Source organism: Bacillus sp. JJ1533 (assembly GCF_036965045.1).
Taxonomy (GTDB): domain Bacteria; phylum Bacillota; class Bacilli; order Bacillales; family Bacillaceae_L; genus Ferdinandcohnia.
This window is the reverse complement of record NZ_JBALOV010000029.1, coordinates 1-22,530: the sequence shown is the minus strand read 5'-3', so window position 1 is coordinate 22,530 and position 22,530 is coordinate 1. Positions and strand designations below refer to the sequence as shown.

The following is a 22,530-nucleotide window of genomic DNA, read 5'->3' as shown; positions in this document are numbered from 1 at the left end:
TTTAAAACATACCATTCTCATTTGGGGAGTTCTCTGGTAGAGGTTGACCAATATCCCATAATTCAGCAATTTGGTCATTTTCAAAACGAAAGATATGTACGACTGCTGCGCCAAGATCATCTGAATTTTGCCTTATGTGGGAGAGTACTGAAACCTTATCTCCTTCTTGTATGGCGAACTTTACCTCGAATATCTTGTGAGGGTTTTGGACTTCATTTTCTTCCATTGCGAGCATTAGGCTTTTAGCATCACCACGGAAAAACGGGTTGTGGTGAGAAAAATCAGGACCCACATATTTCTCGTATGCTTCGCGGACTTTTCCGGATATTACCAAATCTAAAAAATACACTGCTTTTTCTTTGAGTAAGAGGTGTTCTGTCGTCATTTATATCATCCTTATCAGCTAGTATTATATCTATTCAAATATATATCTTATTCCATGTCAAATAGCTGTAATTCATAAAAAAGTTGTGTGATATACTTGAAAAAATGTGATGAGGAGGTAACCGTGTGAGTATTCTCTTTGAAGTAAAAAGAACCATCAATGAATCACAACAGAAAGTGTATAAAGGTCTATTTGACATTGATTCAGCCAAGCATTGGATGCAGGGCTTAGTGGGCATTGAGCGATTAGATGAGGGACAAATGCGTGTTGGAAGTCAGTGGAGGGAAACAAGAAAGATGTTTGGGACAAAGGCTACCGAACATTTTGAGGTTGTCGAGCTTAGTGCACCGAATAAAATTGTTCTTCGCTGTGATGGAACAAAAGGAACAACAGGTAAAGGGGAATTTTTGTTTGCATACAACCTTGATTCTTCAGATGGACAGACAGTGGTTACGTTAAATGGTGAGATCAAGGGGCTTACTGGCATAGCAAAGTTTTTTGGCAAATTGATGGCGGGTACCTTTAAAAAAGCGTGCGCAAAAGATTTAGATGCATTGAAAACCTATTTGGAGAATAACTGAAAATGTTCATTTGAATAACAAATATTGGTTTTTCCAATAATGAAGAAGGTGTAACAACGTTCTTAGTAGAAATTACATAATGAAGAAAAAAATGATGAAAATGAAGGTGGATAACATGGGAAGATTAATTCATTTTGAAATTCATGTAGATGACATGGACCGAGCAAAAACGTTTTATGGGGAAGTATTTGGTTGGAAATTTGAAGATTGGACTGATTATGCAGGCATACCTTATTTCGGAGCTGTTACTGGCGATGAAAACGAACTTGGTATTAATGGAGCATTGATGCAACGACAAAGTCCTCCTCCGGGAGCGAATCAGCCTTTGAATGGCTATGCTTGTACAATGGGTGTGGAAGATTACGATTCTACTGAGCAAAAAATTATTGCGAATGGCGGAAAGGTTGCATTGCCGAAATATGCGCTACCAGGAATGGCATGGCAGGGCTACTATGTGGACACAGAAGGTAATATTTTCGGGATTCACCAGCCAGATGAAAATGCGAAATAGTTTTTAAAAGCCTCGCAATTTAAGCCTTCTGCCCAACAAAGGAGCAGAAGGCTTTTAAATAAGTTATGTATTTTGATTAACGATGCTGGTCGAAAAGTATTTGATTGCCGTCTGGATCTTCGATTACAAAATGAGCTGGTCCTTCAGTTGATTGGTCTGCCTCAGTCAACATGGTAACGCCCTTTTCTTTTAGTTCCTTTTGAATTTCACGAACTTCCGTAAACGAATCTAGATTTTGCGCGTTTTGATCCCATCCAGGGTTAAATGTGAGAATATTTTTATCAAACATTCCTTGGAATAACCCAATTACCGTATTTTCATTTTTCATGATTAGCCAATTTTGAGTGATGTCCCCACCCAAAGTTTGAAAACCAAGTTTTTCGTAAAATTCCTTTGATTTGTGAATATCCTTTACATTCAAGCTTACAGAAAATGCGCCTAGTTTCATATTCTCTCCTCCATTATTTGATTAATTTTACTATAAAGGAGTATGCTGAAATAAACAATATTTTCTATTTTTTATAGTGGTTTACTTTATCAAATGAAAGTTAATACGGAAGAGTTAAAAACGAAATTAAAAGAGGTGTAAAAAAATGGAAAAAACAAGAAGGATAGAACAGGTTGACCAATATATTTTAAAACTACCCGAGGATATTCAAATAATTACAACTGAAGTAAGAAAAATCATTTTAAATGCTTCTCCTAATCTGAATGAAGAGTATAAGTGGTCGATGCCCAATTACACCTATAAAGGTTTGGTATGTTATCTTCAGTCATCAAAAAAGCATGTGAATCTTGGTTTTCATAGAGGAATTGAGCTACAAGAACAAGATACAAATCAATTGTTACAAGGTTCTGGAAAAGGAATGAGGCATATTCGAATCACAAAGATAGAAGACATTCAGCCAGAGGTTTTTACTGAATTAATCAAGGCTGCAATGGAATTGAATGAAATGAAAGCATAGAAGGGTATTAAGTTAGTTGAGTTGGGGGTACTATTATGGACTTTGAGGTTATTATCGTTGGAGCTGGCTCAATGGGTATGGCGGCTGGCTATTATTTAGCTAAACAAGGAAAACGTGTATTGTTAATAGATTCACATAATCCACCACATGCAGAAGGATCACATCATGGAGAAACAAGAATAATTCGCCACGCCTATGGTGAAGGAGAAAGTTATGTTGAGATGGCACTCAGAGCTCAGGTTTTGTGGAATTAACTTCAAGACATGTCAAATGAAGAAATTTTTATTAAAACAGGGGTTATTAATGTTGGTCAATCCAACTCTACGTTTATTCAAAATGTAATCAGTAGTGCAAGCAAATATTCATTAAATGTGGAACATTTATCTGCTTCGGAAATTAATCAGAGATGGCAAGGCTTTAATGTACCGGAAGGTTATATCGGTTGTTATGAACGGGATTCAGGTGTTTTAATGAGTGAAAATTGTATTCGCGCATATAAAACAGTGGCCTTGAAACATGGGGCCATTTTGAAGCCTAATTCACCAGTCTCATCTATTTCTATTTATGAAAATCATGTAGAGGTAAAAACAGAACGAGACAGTTATAGTGCTGAGTCACTCATTTTTACTCCAGGAGCGGGTACCAGAAAGCTTCTTCCTTTAATTGGCTTAGAATTGCCGTTACAGGAAGTAAGAAAAACATTTTCATGGTTTGATACAGATGATGCTCTCTATCATTCCGACATATTCCCGGCATTTGCATTTGAAATTCCTAACGAAACATTTTACGGTTTTCCTAGTATTAAAGATGCAGGTGTCAAAATCGGGAGACACGACGGTGGCCAACTAAGAGATATGGATAAGCCAAACGAAGAATTTGGAACATATGAAGAAGATATACAGGATGTTAGTCGTTTTGCAGAGCAGTTTATTCATAAGGTTGGACTACACAAAATGGGTAAGGTATGTACATATACGAACACGCCGGATGAGGATTTTATTATTGATAAACATCCTAAACATGATCATGTCGTACTTGCTTGTGGTTTTTCAGGTCATGGGTTTAAGTTTAGTAGTGTTGTAGGGGAAATTTTAAGTGAGCTAGTAACGGGAGACCGTCAAACTAAGTTTGATATTTCTCCTTTTTCAATACAGCGATTGAAGAAATAGACAAATAAAAGAAATAAGTAGGAGCCCACGTAAGTATGGGTTTCTTTTTTTGTGTTAAATAGTTTACTTAATTTTTAATAAATTCAAGCAATATCATTGACAGATTTGTGTATTTCTTATTAATATTATGTTATATAAACGAGGGTTAATAAAACATAATGGATGTTTTGGGATAAGGGGAGTGAGGAGTTTGAAGCTTAAAGCAAAGCGAAGTGAATTAATAGAAGTAGCAAAGGGGAATATAGCTGCCGATTTATACATTAAAGGCGGTACCGTTATTAATGTGTATTCAGGTGAATATTTAAAGTTAAATGTGGCTGTGTATAAGGATAGTATTGCATATGTTGGAGAGAGTGAAGCGATGGTTGGAGAACATACAAAGGTCATAAATGCTGAAGGTAAGTATGTATCCCCCGGGTTTATTGAAGCGCATTCACATCCATGGGTGGTCTACAATCCGATTAGCATGACGAGCAAGGTATTGCCGCTGGGCACAACGACCTCTGTTAATGATAATCTATTTTTCTATTTACATATGGGAGCCAAGGGATTTAAGAATATGGTTCAAGATTTAAAATCGTTGCCTGGTAATTTCCTTTGGCTTGTGCGGCTAGTTTCTCAGGCCGATTATCCCGGGGAACGCGAGTGGTATAACCATCAGGATATTCAGGAGTTACTGGCAATGGATGAGGTAGTTGGCTCAGCAGAAGTCACCCGCTGGCCGCTGCTATATAATGGGGATTCATTTTTACTTGACACAATGGATTATGTAAAAGAAATCGGAAAAGTATCGGACGGTCATACTTCCGGCTGTTCCTATGAAAAATTAAATGCAATTGTTGCATCAGGAGTGACAGCTTGCCATGAAGCAATCACGGCAAACGAGGCACTAGATCGACTTCGATTAGGAATGTGGACAACACTGCGAAACAGCTCGCTCCGACCAGACCTTGAAGAAGTCATCAAAATAATAACAGCAGGACATGTCAACACTAGCCGAATTGTGATGACAACGGATGGACCACATCCTGGCTTTATTGAAAGAGAAGGGTTTGTCGATGGACTTGTCCGTCACGCGGTAGAGCTCCGAGTGCCAGTCATGGATGCGATTCAAATGGTGACAATTAACGCAGCAACCTATCTTCGACTTGAGGATTATATTGGCGGAATTGCTCCGGGAAGAAAGGCAGATATTCTCTTACTTCCAGACCTAGTTGACTTCCGGCCTGACTTAGTCATCGCGAGTGGAGAAGTTGTGGCAGAAGATGGCCATTTACTAGCATCCATGCCTGAAATTGACTGGACAAAATACGTAATTCGTGAAGCTTTCGAATTTCCGAAGTCAGTTCTTGAGAATCCAGAACTCTATCAATATCCTCACCCAGATGGCAAGGAACCATTACCCGTTTCCTATTTTAAAAGTAATGTGATTACTGCACGAAAGGACACGATGATTCCTTCGGTGAATGGATTCGCAGATTTACGAGGTCATGAAGGGCTTATGTATTCTGCATTAATTGACCGACGCGGGAAGTGGGTGAGTAGAGCTGTCCTCGAAAGATTTGCTGTTACCCTTGATGGAATGGCATCAACCTATAATACAACGACAGAATTGCTTGCTGTCGGAAGAAATCCAGTAGCGATGGCAAAGGCAGCTGCAAGGGTACATGAAATTGGTGGCGGAATTGTTATTGTTGACGGTGACCAAATCATCCTTGAAATCCCATTGCCGCTAACAGGAATGATGACAACGAATCCATCCTTTGATAAAGCAGTTGAATACCATGATGAATTGCTTAAAACCTTGCAGGAGAGAGGATTCCCGTTCCATGATATTCTCTATACGTTATTGTTCCTAACTTGTGACTTTTTGCCGGGATTACGCTTGGTACCGTATGGGCTGTATGAAGTGAAAAAAGATGATATTTTGTTGAAGGCGGAATCGTTTGGGGCAGAAGTAACGAAGTAATTAAATTTATTTTAAAAAGAAACCTACAAATAATTGATGTTTGTAGGTTTCTTTGATTTTAAATTCTTTTATTTAATGATATTCCTCACCAAGAAACTCGAGCAAAGCCCTCACTGCAAAGGATTGGTATCTGTCTTTTTTTGTTATGACAACAAGTTCCCACATCGGTGGAGAGGCAAGCTGAATCATGTTAATTTGGGTGCCATCCATTTTTGTAAAGATGGATTTTGGTAAAAGAGTGACCCCGAGTTGTGCGATGACAAGTTCCGTTATCAAGTCCCATTGTGAGCTTACATAAGCAATTTTAGGAGAAAATCCTGCATTTTGACAATGTTGAATAATTAGATTATGCAAGGCGAATTCTTGATTAAAGAGAATAAAAGATTCATTTTCAAGTTGTTCTAGTTTTACAGATTTATGACTAGATAATGGATGTGTGGGATGAGCAAAAAGCATAAACTCTTCTTTGATAAATGGATGGACCATAAATTTATTTTCATTCGTTGGATTTACAACAATGCCAACATCAACTTGTCCCTCATCTACTAAATGTTCAATCCGTTTGGCTCCAAGTTCAACCAGTTCTAATGCAACCTGTGAATGCTTGATCCCAAATTTTTGAGCAATCGTTGGAAAGAAGAGTGTTCCAATTAAGGGAGGAATCCCAATTTTAATATTCCCAGTCGATAAATTTATTAAATCGTCCAATAAAGTGTGAAGCTCATTTGTAGCATCCAGTATTTTGGCTGCTTGTTTATATACAATTTTACCTGCATCAGTCAATATCAACTTTCGGGTTGAGCGTTCGAATAATTCTACCTTGAGTTCTGTTTCTAACTTTTTGATGGACTTACTTAGTGTTGGTTGAGAAATGTAGGTGTTAACTGCTGCTTTTGTAAAACTACCATAATCGACAACTTCCATAAAGTAGCGTAAATCCTTTAACTCCATTGAAGCCTCCTTATATTCCATTTCAAAATAAAGTTTATTCTTATTATTCATTTTACGGATAAATAGGTTTGTTGTAAAATTTTAGTAAGAAGATATTGAAAATTGCGAAATATAATAGAGGAAACATGTAACGTTATTCATTTTTATAGGAGGGGAAACGAATTGAAAACAATATATACAAGCTTCGAGGAAGCTGTAAGCGGTATTAAAGATGGGATGACCCTGATGGTAGGTGGCTTTGGTCTCGTTGGAATCCCAGAAAATCTGATTCAAGGTCTTCGGAAGACAAATGTAAAGGATTTAACCGTGATTTCGAATAACTGTGGGGTAGATGATTGGGGACTTGGGATCCTTTTGCAAAATAAACAAATCAAAAAAATGATTTCTTCATATGTGGGGGAAAACAAGGAGTTTGAAAGACAGGTTTTGAGCGGGGAATTAGAAGTGCAACTCGTTCCACAAGGATCATTAGCGGAGAAGATTCGTGCAGGCGGAGCGGGGATTCCTGCGTTCTATACACCGGCAGGAGTGGGAACTCCAATTGCCGAAGGACGCGAAACGAGAGAGTTTAACGGAAAAGAATATTTACTAGAAGAAGGGTTAACAGCTGATTTTAGTTTGGTAAGGGCATGGAAAGCAGATAAACAAGGTAATTTAGTTTATCGAAAAACAGCACAAAACTTTAATCCAATGATGGCAGCTTCCGGGAAAATCACTATTGCAGAGGTAGAGGAAATTGTAGAAGTTGGTGAACTCGACCCTAATGAAATTCACACACCAAGCATCTATGTTCAAGGACTTATTGTAGGTAAGCAGGAAAAACGAATTGAGCGTCTAACGGTTAGAGATTAAGGGAGGGAATACGATGTCAAATAGCGTGAGAGTGCGGATTGCACAAAGAGCAGAGCTGGAAATTCAAGACGGAAATTATGTGAATTTAGGAATCGGTATGCCGACGATGGTGGCAAATTATATTTCTGACAACAAACATGTCGTTTTACAATCGGAAAATGGTTTATTGGGTATTGGTCCATATCCGACAAAAGAAGAGGTAGACCCAGACTTGATCAATGCTGGAAAAGAAACAGTGACAGCAATGCAAGGTGCGAGCTTTTTTAGCAGTGCTGAATCATTTGCGATGATTCGCGGAGGTCATATCGACATTGCCATTTTAGGTGGTATGGAAGTAGCTGAGAATGGGGATTTGGCCAACTGGATGATACCAGGAAAGATGATCAAAGGCATGGGTGGTGCGATGGATTTAGTCCATGGCGCAAAAAAGACGATTGTCATCATGGAGCATGTGAATAAGCACGGACAACCAAAAATCCTAAAAACATGCACTCTCCCACTCACCGGTCAAAAAGTAGTGGACCGAATTATTACGGACAGAGCTGTGATCGATGTTTCTGAAGAAGGATTAAAATTAGTTGAGGTGGCAAAGGGCTATAGTATTCAAGATGTAGTGAAATCAACGGAAGCAGAATTAATGGTTTCTGATGAGGTTAAGCTAGAGGCCTATTAATATGATAATGAAAAAACTCCAAATCCAAGCGTTTGGAGTTTTTTTACGTAACAAATCATTAGAGGAATTTGTATGATTATGGTTAAATAATGGTTATGGATAAAAATAAAAAGCCGGGTGAGGATATGCATCGTGTAAAAACCGAATTAAAAGAAGATAATTACAAAGTATTTGCTTTACTAAGCAATTATTTAAATCATGCACCTGACTTTGTTGAACAGGAAGAAATCGAGGAGATTGCAAACAGTGGCGTTTCATTCGAGTATGCGTTTGGTGTCATTTTGGCTGCTGCCTTCGGATTAGATATTCTTGATAATCCAAATGATAAGGATTTTTTTAACCACTATTTTAATAATATGTTTCATCGACTTGATGTAAAAGAATATTCGACCAATCCCTATTATCAAAATATCAAGATTCCCACGATAAAAATAGGGAAGAGTGAATTAAAATATGAAAAATATAAACCGTTTGAGGGATTTGTTTGTGATGATATTATCCAAACAAAAGAGGGAAGAATGATTCCCCAAATTGGTTTTTTTGAAACTGAATTTTCATTTCCAGCTGTACTCGAAAATGACCGTATCTGGATGACGATTACTCCGAATGAAATCGAAACGATGAAAGACGCAGTTAAGAAGGCCTCCGGTAATGTGCTTACTTATGGCCTCGGACTTGGTTATTATGCGTATATGGTTTCTGAAAAGACAAATGTCGAAAGTGTTACGGTTGTTGATAGCAATCAAGATGTAATTGACTTATTCACGCAATACATTTTACCTCAATTCAATAATGCCCAAAAGATTAAGATCGTTAAAGCAGATGGGTTTGAATATGCACGGGAAAAAATGCCTGAAGGTAACTATGATTTTGTGTTTACGGATTTATGGCATGATGTTTCAGATGGGATCGCCATGTATTTAGAAATGAAAAAGTATGAAAAAACATGTCCAAATACTGAATTTTCCTATTGGATTGAGAAATCAATTTTGTGCTATTTATGATAATTTGAACGTTCTCTTTATACACTTCCAAATGTTGTAATTAAGAATATTTGGGAGTGTGTTTTTTTATGTCTTAATGAGAATGCCGCTTGCTTAAATATGAGCCATTTTACTACATAATAAAACGTCATTTTCTATTCTAAAAGGAGAATACACTTCCAGTGATAGATAAATAATATTGATACTATCAATAGGAGGAAATGACGTGAAAAAAGATCAATTAGATAGTCTTGAAACGATCAGAAAAATAGAGATTGAACAAAGTGAAAGATGGATAAGTTATTGGCAAGATTATTCGAACTTTCATACGTGGCAGATTTGGGTTGTCTTTGCCATGTTTTTGATTCCACTCGTTCTGTTAATTCTTTTCATTGACCGAAGAAAACTATTTCATTTAGGGTTTTATGGATATAGTGTCCATGTATTCTTTGCTATTAGCGATGCATTTGGAGTTTCAAGGGGATTATGGACTTATCCTTATAAGCTACTTCCGGCACTTCCAGCCAATATTAGTCTTGATTCATCGTTTGTGCCTGTAGCTTTTATTCTTATGTACCAATACACCCTCAACAAAGGAAAAAATTATTATTTGTGGATATTGATAATATGCGTTGTTTTTGCTTTTTTTGTTAAACCTCTTATGCTGGGGATGGGTCTATTTCGCTTCGGAGGAAGAGAGAACTTTTTAATGTTATTCTGGTTTTATGTAGCTGTCGCCCTGATTGCAAAATGGATAACTGACGTATTTCTTATTTTGGAAAGAACGAGAAAGTGGAGTTTACACAATAAATAATGACAAAAAGCAAAAAAATGCATCGATCCTAACAAGGTTCAATACATAACATTACTAAGAATACGCCTTCTATCCAACTCTGGGGTAAAAGGCCTTTTCGTAATACGCATGAAGCTTAATAAATTAAAATGATTACTTCTGGCAGACGCAGACTGAATATATATATACAAAATACATATTTTAAAAGACTATCAACATGCTAAAATACCAATATAATGAAAATTTACGGAGGAATATGATGAGCAAAATCATAGAGAAGTTGCAGCCTTTTTTACCAGTAAAATCATATGAAAAAGCTTCGGAGTTTGATGAAGGGTACTTTGACATCATTGAAATTGGAACAGATGAGCTAATTGGGAGTTACTCCCTGAATGAAAAAGGAGAATTAATTAGTTTTTCATTAATGGACGATGAGTCAGAAGGAAAATTTTCAAAAGATCAAATGAGTGCAATTGCACAAAAATTCGTTGATACTTTTTATCCAGAACAAAAAGAATTTGAACTATCAGGAATACTAGATTTAGATAATACATATATGGTCACTTATGAAAAAAGAGATGAGAAATACGGGGTATTTTTACATAGTACAGGGTTTACGATTTCAATTTCGACTTCAGGCCAAATCACAAGTTTTTATTGTGCAGATGAAGATTACGAGGTACATTATTCAGATATTGTTGTTTCGGAAGAAGAAGCTTTAGCAACATACATTAATGGGCTGAACTTTGAGGTGATTATCCAGAAATTTGATCAAGAAGTGTATAAAAATGGTGATAACCAATACCATCTGGCTTATAACGTGATTGAACAAGTAATGGATATTCCGGTTGATGGCTCTGACACGACAAGTATTCTTGAAGGACATGACCTTGAAGCGGCAATCCAAAAGAGGGATATTCCGGGTCAATCCTTGTATGAATTAGTTGGTTTAACGGGCGAATACAAGCTCTTGGATAAGCGAATAGAGGAAGGTCGGCGTATTGAAATTTGGTCTACGCTTGAGAATGGGAACGAATATTCCTTTGATTTAGATGAGACTGATGATCATGTAATAAAGCTTTGTTTTGATGAAAAAACGAATTTGATTCTACAAGTTTTAAATGGAGATGAAAATGAAAATAATGGAGAGGAAATAGGATTGGAAGTTGCGAAGGAGCGGGCGTTGGAAGTAATGTTCAAGCTCTTTCCTGATACGCATGAAAGGTTTCGGTTAGAGGTTCTTGATTATGATAATGACGATATGGAAGAACTAGATGAAGAAGATGTTGGAGATGAGGAATTCATTGATGAAGAAATGGATGAAGACGAAAACGATGAGGATGAATGGGACGAAGAATATGTAGAACACGAAGATAGCTACACATTTTATTTCCATTTGCACCATAAAAAGATTCGCGTTGATCAGCATGTGTCACTCCTTTCAGTAGGGAAGTATACTGGGAAAATAACACATATGAACTTGGACGTTCCGCCGCAAGACCTGTATGGCAAATTACCAACTAAACCGATAATCTCAGTCAAGGAAGCAAAAGAAATCTATAAACAATGTGTGAAAATGGAGCTGTTTTTCACTCGCGAATACGATGAAGAAGGGACATCTATTTACACACTTGCTTATGTTCCAGATTTTCCTAAAACAATTGGAAGTGTAAGAGCAATCGACGCTGTCAACGGAAAGGCAATGTACGTTGATGTAGGAGATGCAATGTTTATGAATTAGTGGGATAGGGACAGGTTTTTCGTACCAAACAGGTACAATGAACCTGTCATTTTTATCTAACTTCATTTATAATCGAACTAAATCCTTAAAAAGCATGGAAGGGTAATAGAATGATTGATTATTTAAAATCAGATTGTAAAAATTGTTTCGGGTTATGTTGTGTCGCATTACCTTTTGCTAAATCAGCAGATTTTCCATTTGATAAAAATGGTGGAAAACCGTGCCAAAATTTATGTTCGGATAATCGTTGTAAGATACACAATCAATTGAGGGAAAAAGGGTTTCGTGGATGTGTTTCATATGAGTGTTTTGGTGCTGGGCAACAAGTATCCCAGAATATCTATCATGGCTGTGATTGGAGAGAAATGCCAGAGAATGCCAGGGAAATGTTTGAGGTGTTTCCACTTGTTCAACAACTTCATGAAATGCTTTGGTATCTACATCAGGCTCTTAGTCTGAAGGAAACACAATCTTTTCATTCATGTCTTCAAAACATGTATAAAGAAACAGTAAATTTAACAGAAAAAGAGCCTAACGAAATTTTAGGGTTAGACATTTCTGCACATCGAGGAAGGGTAAATGTTTTATTACAGAAAACAAGTGAAGCATATCGTAAGAATGTAACTAAAAAAGAAAAGAGACGCCTTGATTATGTTGGAGTAAATCTAAACGGTAAAGATTTACAAGGGGCTAGTTTTCGAGGAACACTAATGATAGCAGCAAATTTGAGCAAAGCGGATTTAAGAAAAGCAGATTTTATTGGAGCTGACCTTAGAGATGCAGAACTCCACAATGCCAACTTAGAAGATGCGCTATTTCTTACACAAGCTCAAATAAACTCTGCAAAGGGAAATAAACATACAAGAATACCACACTACTTAACAAGACCAGTCCATTGGGGATAATTGTGGGACATGGGGACAGGTACATTGAACCTGTCCCTTTGTCCCAGTTATTTATTAATCATTGGTTTTACCACAGAATCGGCTCGATTATATTTGATAATATTGAGGAGTTGTTCGGCCATGAAATGGGGGCTGTATTTAAAACCTCCATTGATCCATTCGGTGACCATTCCTAGGATTGCATATGCTTGATAATTGGCATGAATTTCTCTATCTATTTTGGGATCAGTAAGTGTGTTGTGTAAATCTGATAGAACGAGATCCTTCAATACCGTACAAAACTTATTTTGAAAACCTGTTAATGTGCTAGTTTTGACGATATGTGAATAAAAACTTGCATATTTATAAACATGGTCAAATATTTTCACGGCTGAGGTCGACAGCTTTTTTATTTCCAATATTTCTACATCTTTGTATGGTTCACGGTAGGATTCAATCAAGTCAGTGATTACTTCTTCCATGAACTCATGAAGAATGTCCTCTTTATATTGATAATGCTTATAAAATGTACCACGATTAAGGTCTGCTACGCGTACAATATCAGAAACAGAGATCTCCTTAAAATCCTTTTCATTCATTAAAGCCAGAATCGCTTCCTTCATTGCTCTTTTTGACTTTATAATTCGTCTGTCAAGAAAGTCATTATTAGTAGACATACGTTTCCTCCAATGTTTGTTAAATAAATATATTGAACAATTAGGTATAATTTTGTTGTTTAGCAAACATTTAAACTCGTTTTTGCTGATTGAAAACGCTCTATCAAACTTATTATACTAAAGTTAGTTGCTTATTAGTAAACAACTGTTTATTAAAATGTATTCAATCAATAATTGGAGGAATGAACATGAGACTTGAAAATAAAGTAGCTGTTGTTACTGGGGCTGCTTCAGGTATGGGAAAAGAAATCGCTATTCTTTTCGCAAATGAAGGCTCAAAGGTAGTCGTTTCTGATATCAATATCGACGCAGCAAAAGCAACGGCCGAAGAAATTAAGGCGAATGGTGGAGACGCTATCGCAGTTATGACAAATGTGGCCAAAGAAGAAGACATTCAAAACTTGATTAATACAACTGTTACTACTTACGGAACTGTAGATATTTTAGTAAATAATGCTGGAATTATGGACAACTTTGAACCAGCGGGTGAAATTACTGATCAAAACTGGGAACGTATTTTTGCAGTTAATACAACAAGTGTAATGCGTGCAACACGTAAGGTATTGCCAATCTTTTTAGACAAAAAAGCTGGAGTGATTATCAACATAGCATCAGCAGGCGGACTCCAAGGTGCGAGAGCGGGTGCTGCATATACAGCATCTAAGCATGCGGTGGTAGGTTTCACAAAAAATACGGGATTTATGTATGCGCAAAATGGTATTCGCTGTAACGCGATTGCGCCAGGAGGCGTTGAAACAAACATTTCTGCATCCATGACAGGCCGAAGTGATTTTGGAATGGGCCGTATCATGTCAGGCTTAGCCCTTAATCCACGAAATGGAAAACCAGAAGAAATCGCCAAGATTGCATTATTCCTTGCATCAGAAGATGCAAGCTTCGTAAATGGAACAGTCATTACTGGAGATGCAGGTTGGACAGCCTATTGATAGATGAAAAAATGCTTGGGGCGAGTTGGCTCCAAGCATATTATTTAAACAATCACTACTTCAAAATAATCTTTAGTTGATTTCCTGACGGATCCTCTGTGGTAATGACATTATTATCTTCGGAAAATGAGAATCCTAATTTCGTAAGTTGCGATTTTGCTTGAGTGTATTCCTCTTTAGTAAAATGTGTCGTATAAAAACGCAATCCAAGAGCATTTTCAGGAGGCTTTGGCAATCCTACACCAGCCCATGTATTCATTCCGATGTGATGGTGGTAATCATCTTTCGAAACGAATAACATCTGGGTATCTCTTGCCACTACATTAAATCCGAGTGCATCCACATAAAATTTTTCTGCTTCCTCAATGTTGGATACTTGTAAGTGCATATGTCCTAATCTTGTATCAGTTGCTAAACCATCCCATTCCTTACCGTTCATTTCAGATATTAAATCTTTGACATCAAGTTGGTACGTACCACCAGCGTATCCACCAGCTTCGTCCTCAAGCCAAAGATTCGGGTCTCTATCAACATAAATTTCGATCCCATTCTGATCAGGGTCTGCAAGGTAAATTGCCTCGCTATATTGATGATCAGAAACCCCTTGGATCGGGTACTGTATATCGATTAGATGTTTTAAGATTAAAGCCAAATCTTCTCGGTTAGGTACTAATATTGCAAAATGAAACAAGCCTGTCGTTCCAAAAGGCCTTTCCACAAAAGAACTTTCTTCGATTAATGTTAGAATCGGGGTTGTTCCATCAGTCGTTAATTTGGCACTATTTCCGTTCTTTTTTAACAATTTGAAACCAATGATTTCTTGGTAAAACTGTAAAGAATTATCTAAATCCGAAACCTGCATTTCGACGTAACCAAGTCTTGGTTCCATTTCTCCTGTATAATTTAATAGTTTTTTGTTGTTTTCCCATGGCTTAAATGCTATGAGAACGACCGCTATAACGACCAATAGAATAATAGATAGCCATGCAAAGTTCTTTTTAAAAGTCATTTCTTCCCTCACGAGGTACAAAAGGACAGGCACATTGTCCCCAGAGGGTCATGTACCTGTTCCTCTGTCCATAAATTTAGTTAGTTTCGCCTACGATTGTGAATCTTTGGTTGATATGTTTTGGATTTTCGATTTCATCGACTACGGCAATAGCGAAGTCTGCGTAACTGATATAGCTTTCTCCTTTTGAATTTACCAGTAAGTTGTCTTTACCTAATTTGTAGGAACCTGTTCTTTTTCCCTCTGCATCGAACACAGCGGAAGGGCTAATGAATGTCCAGCTAATATCAGCTGTTTCTTGTAATTCTTGAAAGTTACGTGCTTGACCTTTTGCTGTGGGTTTGACAATATCTGGAAATTCTGGAGTGTCGATGACTTGAACAGTTTTTGCCTCATCAACATAAAGGCTACCTGCACCACCAACAACGATAATTCTTGTGTTTGTTCCCTTAACAGCCTCAATTAATGCATGGCCTGCATCAACATGAGCTTGCTCTTCTCCTAGAGGTGCACCAAAAGCATTTACCACTACATCGAAGTTTTTAACATCTTCGGATTTTAATTCTAGGACGTTTTTTTCTAATACAGACACCTGATCGTTCTGTATTTTAGATGCGTCCCGAACAATCGCCGTAACTTCATGACCTCTTTCAAAAGCTTCTTTTAAAATAAGACTTCCTGCTTTACCACTTGCACCGATAATTCCAACTTTCATTTTGTAGACCTCCTATGTAATTCAACTTGTAATTATAACGATTACATGTAATTATTATAGTTACATGTGTTCTTCATGTCAACATATTCATATTTAAGGTATAATAACTATATTAATTGTGACAGTACGAAAGTAGGGTGAACGAACGATGTCCATCAGTAGTCGATTTTCTGTTGGTATTCATATACTTTCCCTCATACATTTAACGAAAGAGGACGAGTGTTCTTCAGGGTTTTTAGCATCAAGTGTGAATACAAACCCTGTTGTTATTCGAAAAATTATGGGGATGCTAAAAAAAGCAAACTTAATTAAGGTGCATCCGGGTGTGGCTGGTGCAAAATTAGCAAAAAGACCTACAGAAATTACAATGCTAGATATTTATAAGGCGGTTGATGTAGTAAAGGATGGCGAGCTTTTTAGTGTTCACGACAGCCCTAATCCTGATTGTACCGTTGGTAGAAATATTCAAAACACGATAGAGCCTCTATTTGCACAAGCACAATTTGCAATGGAGAAAGTCCTTGCAAGCGTAACCTTAGAGGATATTGTGGATGGCATTTATGAAAAAGAAAACTGTTGAAAATGAGATTTCGCAATCCTTTTCAACAGTTTTTTTGGTACAAGGGGACAGTTACAGTATCCCCCGGAGATTACAAATCTTTTTCTTTGTTTGCTTGCTCAGACGTATGTTTCACCTGTTTTTTAGAAGATTTTTGTTCATTTTTGATATGTCCTTTTGCATCTACTTTTGAATCCCTCAGCATCTTATCAGCCTCCTCATTTCCATGTATACTGCTTTTATTTTACCAAAAATGGGTTCTATTATTCGGATGTAAGGATGGAATGCAAATGAAAACAACACTTATTTGTTGAACGTATTCAAAAATGTAAACAAAGATATATTTGGATAGTTTGCTAGTAGACTAATATGTTTTTTTGTGTGCCAACGATATAGAGAATAGTGTTGTGAAGTCAGATTTGATTTACGGGACCTGTCCCTTCGAATCAGCATGCTGTATACTAGAATAGAATTTTAGATTGATAGAGGAGCATGCTTTGATGAATGAGGAATTTCTTTATATTATTTTGATTATAGCGCTTGGTTATGTTTTGAAACGTATTCATTTTTTGAAAGAGGCGGATGGAGAGGTAATTGCAAAGATTATCTTTAAAATTACGCTTCCAGCACTTGTTCTGGTGACGTTTGATCGCGTTGAAATCGAAACGAACCTTATTTTGATTCCGATTATTGTCCTTATTTATGGTATTGTTGTTTCATTACTCGGCTTGCTTATTTTCAAAAATGAGGAAAGTGAACTTAAGGGCTCGATTTTGATGATGTCTTCGGGGTTTAATGTTGGCTTGTTTGCATTTCCGCTTGTGTTTGCGATATGGGGAATGGACGGATTGACATATTTTAGTATGTTTGATGTGGGAACCTCTATCATCGTCTTTGGGATTGCTTATATTTTAGGAAGCTATTTTTCAAAAGATGGCCTAAGCTTAAAACCAATTGAAATTGGAAAAAAGCTTGTGAAATCCGTTCCGTTAATGACATACTTGTTTGCTAGTATTTTAAACTTAAGTCATATCAAATTACCGGATCTGGTGATTGAAGTTGCGAGTACTGTTTCAGGGGCCAATATGCCGTTGAGCTTAATACTATTAGGTCTTTATTTGAATTTTAAGTTTGAAAAAGAATTTTTAAAACCGATGCTTAAATTTTTAACCTTCCGTTATGGAGTAGGCTTGCTTGTTGGAGTTACATTGTTATTTTTGCTTCCGTACGGCGAGATGTTTCGCTACACGATCTTAATTGGCTTGTTACTTCCTGTGGCATCGTCATCAATCCCATTTGCAATCGAGTTTAAATACAGTAACGACAGCATTCGATTAATGGCAACAACAACTAATATTACCATTTTAGTGAGTATCGTGATTTTGTATGTGTTTGCGAATTTAATTTAAAAAGTAAGGACTGGGCTATAACACTCAGTCCTGTTTTTGTTGTTGCTTTTTCATATTGAACATGCCCGTTGAGATCTCATTTAGTTTATTGAGAAAACGATTAAAGCCAAAACCGACAAAAAAAGCGACACTAACTTGAGCATATGGACCGTCGATATTATCGGTGAAATCAATCATTAAAATGCCACTTTGGATTAAGTTGACAGCGATGACAGCTGTTCCGGTTGCAAACAGTGGGAAGAATATATACATGATCCAGTGTCTAGGATCAATGATATCATCGTTCATATAATGGGAACAAAACATATATAGGTGTCTAAGTGAACCGCCAATTGCTCCGGCAAAAAAATAATACAAAAATGGCTTAATTTCTGATAATTTGGGATATGTTTCTTCAAATGCTCCAATCCATAAGGCACCTACCGCTAAGAAACTCCCGAAAAATAAAATGGAAAGATACGCTAAAATCAAAATTCTTACCCATCTTTTCACGTTAATCACCCCATTTATATTAGATTATGAGAGGTCTTTGAAAAACGTGCCTAGGACAAGTTCCATTGTTATACTAGGGACGATGTACCTGACCCTCCGTCCGATATGTGTAACTTTTTTTGAGTTGATTCGTACGTTATGGAGTAGGATTTTGTGAAGGAGTTAAATAATATGAAAAAGGAAGCAAATGGGTTAAAACCTTTTTTTAAGTTAATTTTGTCGGCAAATATTCCAAAGGCAGCGTTAACAATTGGGTTAATAGGGAGTATTATTACGACTTTTGTGGGACTGTCGATTCCGTTATTGACGCGGGAGCTTGTCGATGGGTTTTCTGGTATATCCGTTAATGCTACGCTTATTGCGGTGATTGCTGCTGTGTTTATTTTTCAGGCAGTCATTGATGGAGTGTCGACCTATATGCTTGCTGCAGTTGGCCAACGAATTGTTGCTCGGTTGCGTGAAAAAATGTGGGAGAAAATCATTCGTTTACCAGTTAGCTACTTTGATAAACAACAAAGTGGGGAGTCAGTGAGCCGGGTTGTTAATGATACGGGAATTGTAAAGGATTTAATCTCACAGCATTTCCCGCAATTTATCACTGGTGTCATTTCGATCATCGGGGCGATCATCATTCTATTGATCATGGACTGGAAGATGACGCTACTTATGCTCATTTCAGTACCACTCACAATGATTATTATGATGCCGCTTGGGCAAAAGATGGCGAAAATATCGCGAGGGTTACAGGATGAAACCGCGACATTTTCAGGGAAAATTCAACAAACAATCAGTGAGATTCGCTTAATGAAGTCCTCAACAGCTGAGGGCTTTGAAGAAGAAAAGGGAATAAGGGGGGTGCGAAATTTACTTACATATGGATTAAAAGAGGCGAAGATTTTCGCTCTAATCGGTCCAATCATGTACACAATTGTGATGATTGTCATTGTCACTATCATCGGGTATGGAGGTATTCGAGTAGCGAATGGGTCGATGACGACAGGGTCTCTTGTTGCCTTTCTGCTTTATCTGTTCCAAATCATTTTTCCAATCACATCATTTGCAATGTTCTTCACCCAGCTTCAAAAAGCAAAAGGTGCGACAGAGCGGATTATCGATATCATTGACCTTCCATTAGAAGAAGGCCAAAACGGAAAAGAACTGGATATCTCGAATTTACCAATTCATGTAGAACGTGTATCTTTCGCCTATAGTAAAGAGGAGCCGGTTATTGAAGATGTCTCATTTGAAGCAAAACCTGGCCAAATGATTGCTTTTGCTGGGCCAAGTGGGGGCGGAAAAACGACGATGTTTGGTTTATTGGAACGTTATTACGAGCCGACTTCAGGTGAAATAAGGATCGGAGACACACCAATTCACGAACTCTCATTAGAGTCTTGGCGAAGCCAAATTGGCTATGTCTCTCAGGAAAGTGCGATGATGGCGGGAACCATTCGTGAAAATTTATGTTATGGACTAAAAGATGCAAAAGAAATTTCTGATGAACGTTTATGGCAAGTTGCAAAAATGGCTTATGCTGATGAGTTTATTCGTGCATTTTCATTTGGATTAGACACAGAAGTAGGCGAGCGCGGGGTGAAACTTTCAGGTGGACAAAGACAACGAATTGCAATTGGACGGGCGTTTCTACGTGATCCGAAAATCCTCATGATGGACGAAGCAACTGCAAGCCTAGATAGCCAATCCGAAAGCATCGTTCAAGAAGCACTGTCACGCTTAATGGAAGGACGCACCACTTTCGTCATTGCCCATCGCTTATCAACGATTGTCGATGCCGATCAAATTATATTTATTGAAAAAGGTAAGGTCACAGGGAAGGGAACGCACCAGGAATTAATTGAGGAGCATGAGTTGTACCGAAGCTTTGCAGAGCAGCAGTTGACATAATGGAATACAAAAACTTCATTTATTTGTGATACGGTTCAATGTAATGCATCAAAATAAGTTTTTTTGGACTTTCGAGATAAACCTTACTCTATTTTTAATAAAAGATTCTTAATCGAGTATAAGTAGCGAAAGTAAAATAAGCGGAGATTTTCCGGTTAAATGCTAAACAGGGCTCGTTTCGGGGTAAATAAAGGGAGAATTTCCGATTATGAAAAGCAAAACCTTCCATTTTCGCATTTTTCGAGTAAATAGGCGGAATTTCTCCATCTATTTAAGCTCTTATTAATTGTTAATTACAAATTTAGTGGAATTTTTCCGTCTATATATCAGCTTGGTTGCTTCACCTGATCTTCCAATCGATAAGTTGAGCGCTCTTGATTCTAGATGTGGGATTTAGCAGCAAGATCAATGAAATTGGTACTCAAAACGGCACTGTAAATGATAGAAGTTTTGACCCTCTTTTTTAATTGTATTATTTTCCATCATAATAATGATATCAATTGTTATGTCAAAGTTAACGGAATTTCGTAGAAACCTTGAAAAATAAAGAAATAGACGTATGCCAATTCATACGTCAATTATGGTGTGAAAATGCACCTAAAAACAGAACCCTTTGGATTGTTTCCAAAGCTTTTTTATCATAACCAAGTATTACCACTTTTCAACCAATAGCACTAGCGTTATAATATTTTAACTCTCCTACCTCACAAATTTTAGGAGGTATTTAATATGGCAAAAATATCGATGATCGCAAAACAAAAGCGTCCATCTAAATATAAAGTACAAGAATATACACGCTGTGAGCGATGTGGTCGTCCACATTCTGTATATCGTAAGTTTAAGCTTTGCCGTATTTGTTTCCGTGAACTAGCTTATAAGGGACAAATACCAGGCGTGAAAAAAGCAAGTTGGTAAGCTTTTCTCCCTCCATTCAGGAGGGTTTTTTTATGTTTATTAACTAATGATGCTTCTCCCTAGATTATCTTTGATTATCGTAAAGAAAAGGATTGATAAATTAAGTTATAGGCAAACTATATTTATCCATGGTATATGGAATATTTTTCGATAAGTAGAGGAGTGATTTTCGTTGAGAGAGAGAGCGGAACAACGATATTGTACAAATTGTAAAAAGGAGACTCCACACAAATTAAGGGAGACAGCTTTAGAAATAGACTGTATCTGTACAGAATGCAACAAGCAGGAAGAGACAGTTAAAACCTTTTTTTAGTAAGCCACTTATTGAGTAGTGGCTTATTTTCTACTATATATTTGTTTTTAGTCCACACCTCGAAAAGAGAGTATATGTTCGTATACTATTTAGACTATCGTATGTATAGACTTTAGTAAGAGGCTATCATAGGAGGGATTATATGGATGTGCATGAAGCAATAAGGACACGTCGAAGCTTTGGGCTCGTCAAGGATGTAGAAGTAGAAAAAGATAAAATAGAAAGAATTTTAGAAGCAGGGACTTGGGCTCCTTGTCATTTTAGAACAGAACCATGGCGTTTCTTTGTCTTTCAAGGAGAGGGAAGGAAACGTCTAAGTGATGTGTTACTTAAAATCGCCAAGAAAAATGGTGAAACCGAGGCGAAAAAGCTTGAAAAGATTCAAGAAAAACCATTTCGTGCACCAGTAATTATAGCGGTTGCTGTTGAACCAAGCGAAAACCCAAAAGCAATAAAAGTCGAAGAATATGGTGCAACATATGCTTGTATTCAAAATATGTTACTTGAAGCACACAGCTTGGGACTGGCGGGATTCTGGCGAACAGGAAAGCCAACGTATGATCAATTAATGAGGGAATTCTTCGGTTTATCTGAGAATGGCGAAGTTCTTGGCTTCCTCTATTTTGGTTTTCCATCAAGGAGTTTACCGGAGGGAAAGCGAGTACCATTTGAGACACTCACAAAATGGATAGAATAGCAAACAGATAGTCCTGTTACAAATAAATTTATTCCTAAAAATATAATGTGTGTTGCTTCAAAACTAATCCAATTGAAATAGTAGCTATAGATAGTATCTTTATAAAAATATAGTATTTTTGTAGAATGTGTTTTGGAATAATTTGGGGGTTGATGGAATGGTGGTGAGATGTTACTATAAATTTTGTCGCTTCGCTTTGAAGAAAACAACACGATGTTGACATAAGTTATTTATTATGTTAATATAACAAAGTTGAGTTTTGTTCTGTTGATAAAATTGATAGATTGAAAACGGAATTGACATTGGTTTTTAAAATTGTTATACTAAAATAACTTCCTTGCGAGAAGTTACTAACAAAAGTTCTTTGAAAACTGAACACAATACAAGCGTCAACGTTTTAATTCTAAGTAACAAACTTATTGAGCAATCAATACT

Annotated in this window: 23 protein-coding genes and 1 pseudogene; 17 read left to right on the top strand and 7 right to left on the bottom strand. The window is 37.1% G+C overall.

Going from position 1 to position 22,530, the window contains the following annotated elements:
- Position 1: 1 nt before the first annotated feature.
- On the bottom strand, positions 2-385 hold the full coding sequence (locus V7138_RS15450) for a nuclear transport factor 2 family protein (protein ID WP_335398911.1): 384 nt from the start codon (positions 383-385) through the stop codon (positions 2-4).
- 125 nt (positions 386-510) lie between these two features.
- On the opposite strand from V7138_RS15450, the gene V7138_RS15445 reads away from it, so the two are divergent.
- Both V7138_RS15445 and V7138_RS15440 read left to right on the top strand, forming a co-directional pair.
- On the top strand, positions 511-966 hold the full coding sequence (locus V7138_RS15445) for an SRPBCC family protein (RefSeq protein ID WP_335398909.1): 456 nt from the start codon (positions 511-513) through the stop codon (positions 964-966).
- A gap of 115 nt (positions 967-1,081) precedes the next feature.
- Positions 1,082-1,477, top strand: coding sequence for a VOC family protein (locus tag V7138_RS15440; RefSeq protein WP_335398906.1), 396 nt, complete (start codon positions 1,082-1,084; stop codon positions 1,475-1,477).
- 76 nt (positions 1,478-1,553) lie between these two features.
- On the opposite strand, the gene V7138_RS15435 is transcribed toward V7138_RS15440, so the two are convergent.
- Positions 1,554-1,925, bottom strand: a complete 372-nt coding sequence (locus tag V7138_RS15435; protein ID WP_335398903.1) for a VOC family protein — start codon at positions 1,923-1,925, stop codon at positions 1,554-1,556.
- 145 nt (positions 1,926-2,070) lie between these two features.
- Between V7138_RS15435 and V7138_RS15430 the strand changes: the two genes are divergently transcribed.
- The 3 genes and pseudogenes from V7138_RS15430 to V7138_RS15420 all read left to right on the top strand — a co-directional run bounded on the left by V7138_RS15430 (position 2,071) and on the right by V7138_RS15420 (position 5,580).
- Positions 2,071-2,442 carry a DUF1801 domain-containing protein gene (locus V7138_RS15430; protein WP_335398901.1) on the top strand — a complete coding sequence of 124 codons (372 nt, stop codon included), beginning with the start codon at positions 2,071-2,073 and terminating at the stop codon, positions 2,440-2,442.
- Positions 2,443-2,477: 35 nt separating this feature from the next.
- Positions 2,478-3,611: pseudogene (gene solA / locus V7138_RS15425) on the top strand (N-methyl-L-tryptophan oxidase).
- Positions 3,612-3,801: 190 nt separating this feature from the next.
- Positions 3,802-5,580 (top strand): adenine deaminase C-terminal domain-containing protein, encoded by a 1,779-nt coding sequence (locus V7138_RS15420; RefSeq protein WP_335398900.1) that lies wholly within the window; start codon positions 3,802-3,804, stop codon positions 5,578-5,580.
- 72 nt (positions 5,581-5,652) lie between these two features.
- On the opposite strand, the gene V7138_RS15415 is transcribed toward V7138_RS15420, so the two are convergent.
- Complete coding sequence (locus tag V7138_RS15415) at positions 5,653-6,531, bottom strand: LysR family transcriptional regulator (RefSeq protein WP_335398898.1); 879 nt, start codon at positions 6,529-6,531, stop codon at positions 5,653-5,655.
- A gap of 162 nt (positions 6,532-6,693) precedes the next feature.
- Between V7138_RS15415 and V7138_RS15410 the strand changes: the two genes are divergently transcribed.
- The 6 genes from V7138_RS15410 to V7138_RS15385 all read left to right on the top strand — a co-directional run bounded on the left by V7138_RS15410 (position 6,694) and on the right by V7138_RS15385 (position 12,478).
- Positions 6,694-7,383: a CoA transferase subunit A gene (locus V7138_RS15410; RefSeq protein WP_335398896.1), complete on the top strand. Its 690-nt coding sequence runs from the start codon at positions 6,694-6,696 to the stop codon at positions 7,381-7,383.
- A gap of 13 nt (positions 7,384-7,396) precedes the next feature.
- Positions 7,397-8,056 (top strand): 3-oxoacid CoA-transferase subunit B, encoded by a 660-nt coding sequence (locus tag V7138_RS15405; protein WP_335398893.1) that lies wholly within the window; start codon positions 7,397-7,399, stop codon positions 8,054-8,056.
- 95 nt (positions 8,057-8,151) lie between these two features.
- On the top strand, positions 8,152-9,060 hold the full coding sequence (locus V7138_RS15400; RefSeq protein ID WP_335398892.1) for a hypothetical protein: 909 nt from the start codon (positions 8,152-8,154) through the stop codon (positions 9,058-9,060).
- A gap of 205 nt (positions 9,061-9,265) precedes the next feature.
- Positions 9,266-9,853 carry a CBO0543 family protein gene (locus V7138_RS15395; protein ID WP_335398890.1) on the top strand — a complete coding sequence of 196 codons (588 nt, stop codon included), beginning with the start codon at positions 9,266-9,268 and terminating at the stop codon, positions 9,851-9,853.
- Positions 9,854-10,091: 238 nt separating this feature from the next.
- A complete protein-coding gene (locus V7138_RS15390; RefSeq protein ID WP_335398888.1) occupies positions 10,092-11,573 on the top strand; it encodes a YcdB/YcdC domain-containing protein in 1,482 nt (493 codons plus the stop codon).
- Between the two features lie 110 nt (positions 11,574-11,683).
- Positions 11,684-12,478: a pentapeptide repeat-containing protein gene (locus V7138_RS15385; protein WP_335398887.1), complete on the top strand. Its 795-nt coding sequence runs from the start codon at positions 11,684-11,686 to the stop codon at positions 12,476-12,478.
- A 47-nt stretch (positions 12,479-12,525) separates the two neighbouring features.
- Here the strand turns inward: V7138_RS15385 and V7138_RS15380 are convergent, their stop codons facing one another.
- Positions 12,526-13,134, bottom strand: a complete 609-nt coding sequence (locus tag V7138_RS15380; RefSeq protein ID WP_335398885.1) for a TetR/AcrR family transcriptional regulator — start codon at positions 13,132-13,134, stop codon at positions 12,526-12,528.
- Positions 13,135-13,322: 188 nt separating this feature from the next.
- On the opposite strand from V7138_RS15380, the gene V7138_RS15375 reads away from it, so the two are divergent.
- Positions 13,323-14,081, top strand: coding sequence for an SDR family oxidoreductase (locus tag V7138_RS15375; protein WP_335398883.1), 759 nt, complete (start codon positions 13,323-13,325; stop codon positions 14,079-14,081).
- Between the two features lie 55 nt (positions 14,082-14,136).
- Here V7138_RS15375 and V7138_RS15370 read toward each other — a convergent pair whose 3' ends face one another.
- Positions 14,137-15,090 carry a VOC family protein gene (locus V7138_RS15370; RefSeq protein ID WP_335398881.1) on the bottom strand — a complete coding sequence of 318 codons (954 nt, stop codon included), beginning with the start codon at positions 15,088-15,090 and terminating at the stop codon, positions 14,137-14,139.
- A gap of 76 nt (positions 15,091-15,166) precedes the next feature.
- Positions 15,167-15,805, bottom strand: a complete 639-nt coding sequence (locus V7138_RS15365; RefSeq protein ID WP_335398879.1) for an NAD(P)-dependent oxidoreductase — start codon at positions 15,803-15,805, stop codon at positions 15,167-15,169.
- A gap of 148 nt (positions 15,806-15,953) precedes the next feature.
- Here V7138_RS15365 and V7138_RS15360 point away from each other — a divergent pair, with 148 nt between their 5' ends.
- Together V7138_RS15360 and V7138_RS15355 are read left to right on the top strand one after the other, a co-directional pair.
- Positions 15,954-16,385 (top strand): Rrf2 family transcriptional regulator, encoded by a 432-nt coding sequence (locus V7138_RS15360; RefSeq protein ID WP_335398877.1) that lies wholly within the window; start codon positions 15,954-15,956, stop codon positions 16,383-16,385.
- Positions 16,386-16,864: 479 nt separating this feature from the next.
- Positions 16,865-17,773, top strand: a complete 909-nt coding sequence (locus V7138_RS15355; protein WP_335398875.1) for an AEC family transporter — start codon at positions 16,865-16,867, stop codon at positions 17,771-17,773.
- A gap of 24 nt (positions 17,774-17,797) precedes the next feature.
- On the opposite strand, the gene V7138_RS15350 is transcribed toward V7138_RS15355, so the two are convergent.
- Positions 17,798-18,265, bottom strand: a complete 468-nt coding sequence (locus V7138_RS15350; protein ID WP_335398874.1) for a hypothetical protein — start codon at positions 18,263-18,265, stop codon at positions 17,798-17,800.
- A 171-nt stretch (positions 18,266-18,436) separates the two neighbouring features.
- Here V7138_RS15350 and V7138_RS15345 point away from each other — a divergent pair, with 171 nt between their 5' ends.
- From V7138_RS15345 to V7138_RS15335, 3 genes are all read left to right on the top strand, one after another.
- Positions 18,437-20,170: an ABC transporter ATP-binding protein gene (locus V7138_RS15345; protein WP_335398872.1), complete on the top strand. Its 1,734-nt coding sequence runs from the start codon at positions 18,437-18,439 to the stop codon at positions 20,168-20,170.
- Positions 20,171-20,899: 729 nt separating this feature from the next.
- On the top strand, positions 20,900-21,085 hold the full coding sequence (locus V7138_RS15340) for a type Z 30S ribosomal protein S14 (RefSeq protein WP_335398870.1): 186 nt from the start codon (positions 20,900-20,902) through the stop codon (positions 21,083-21,085).
- Positions 21,086-21,540: 455 nt separating this feature from the next.
- The gene (locus V7138_RS15335) at positions 21,541-22,095 is read left to right on the top strand and encodes a nitroreductase family protein (RefSeq protein WP_335398868.1); all 555 of its coding nucleotides are present in this window, start codon (positions 21,541-21,543) and stop codon (positions 22,093-22,095) included.
- Positions 22,096-22,530 lie beyond the last annotated feature (435 nt).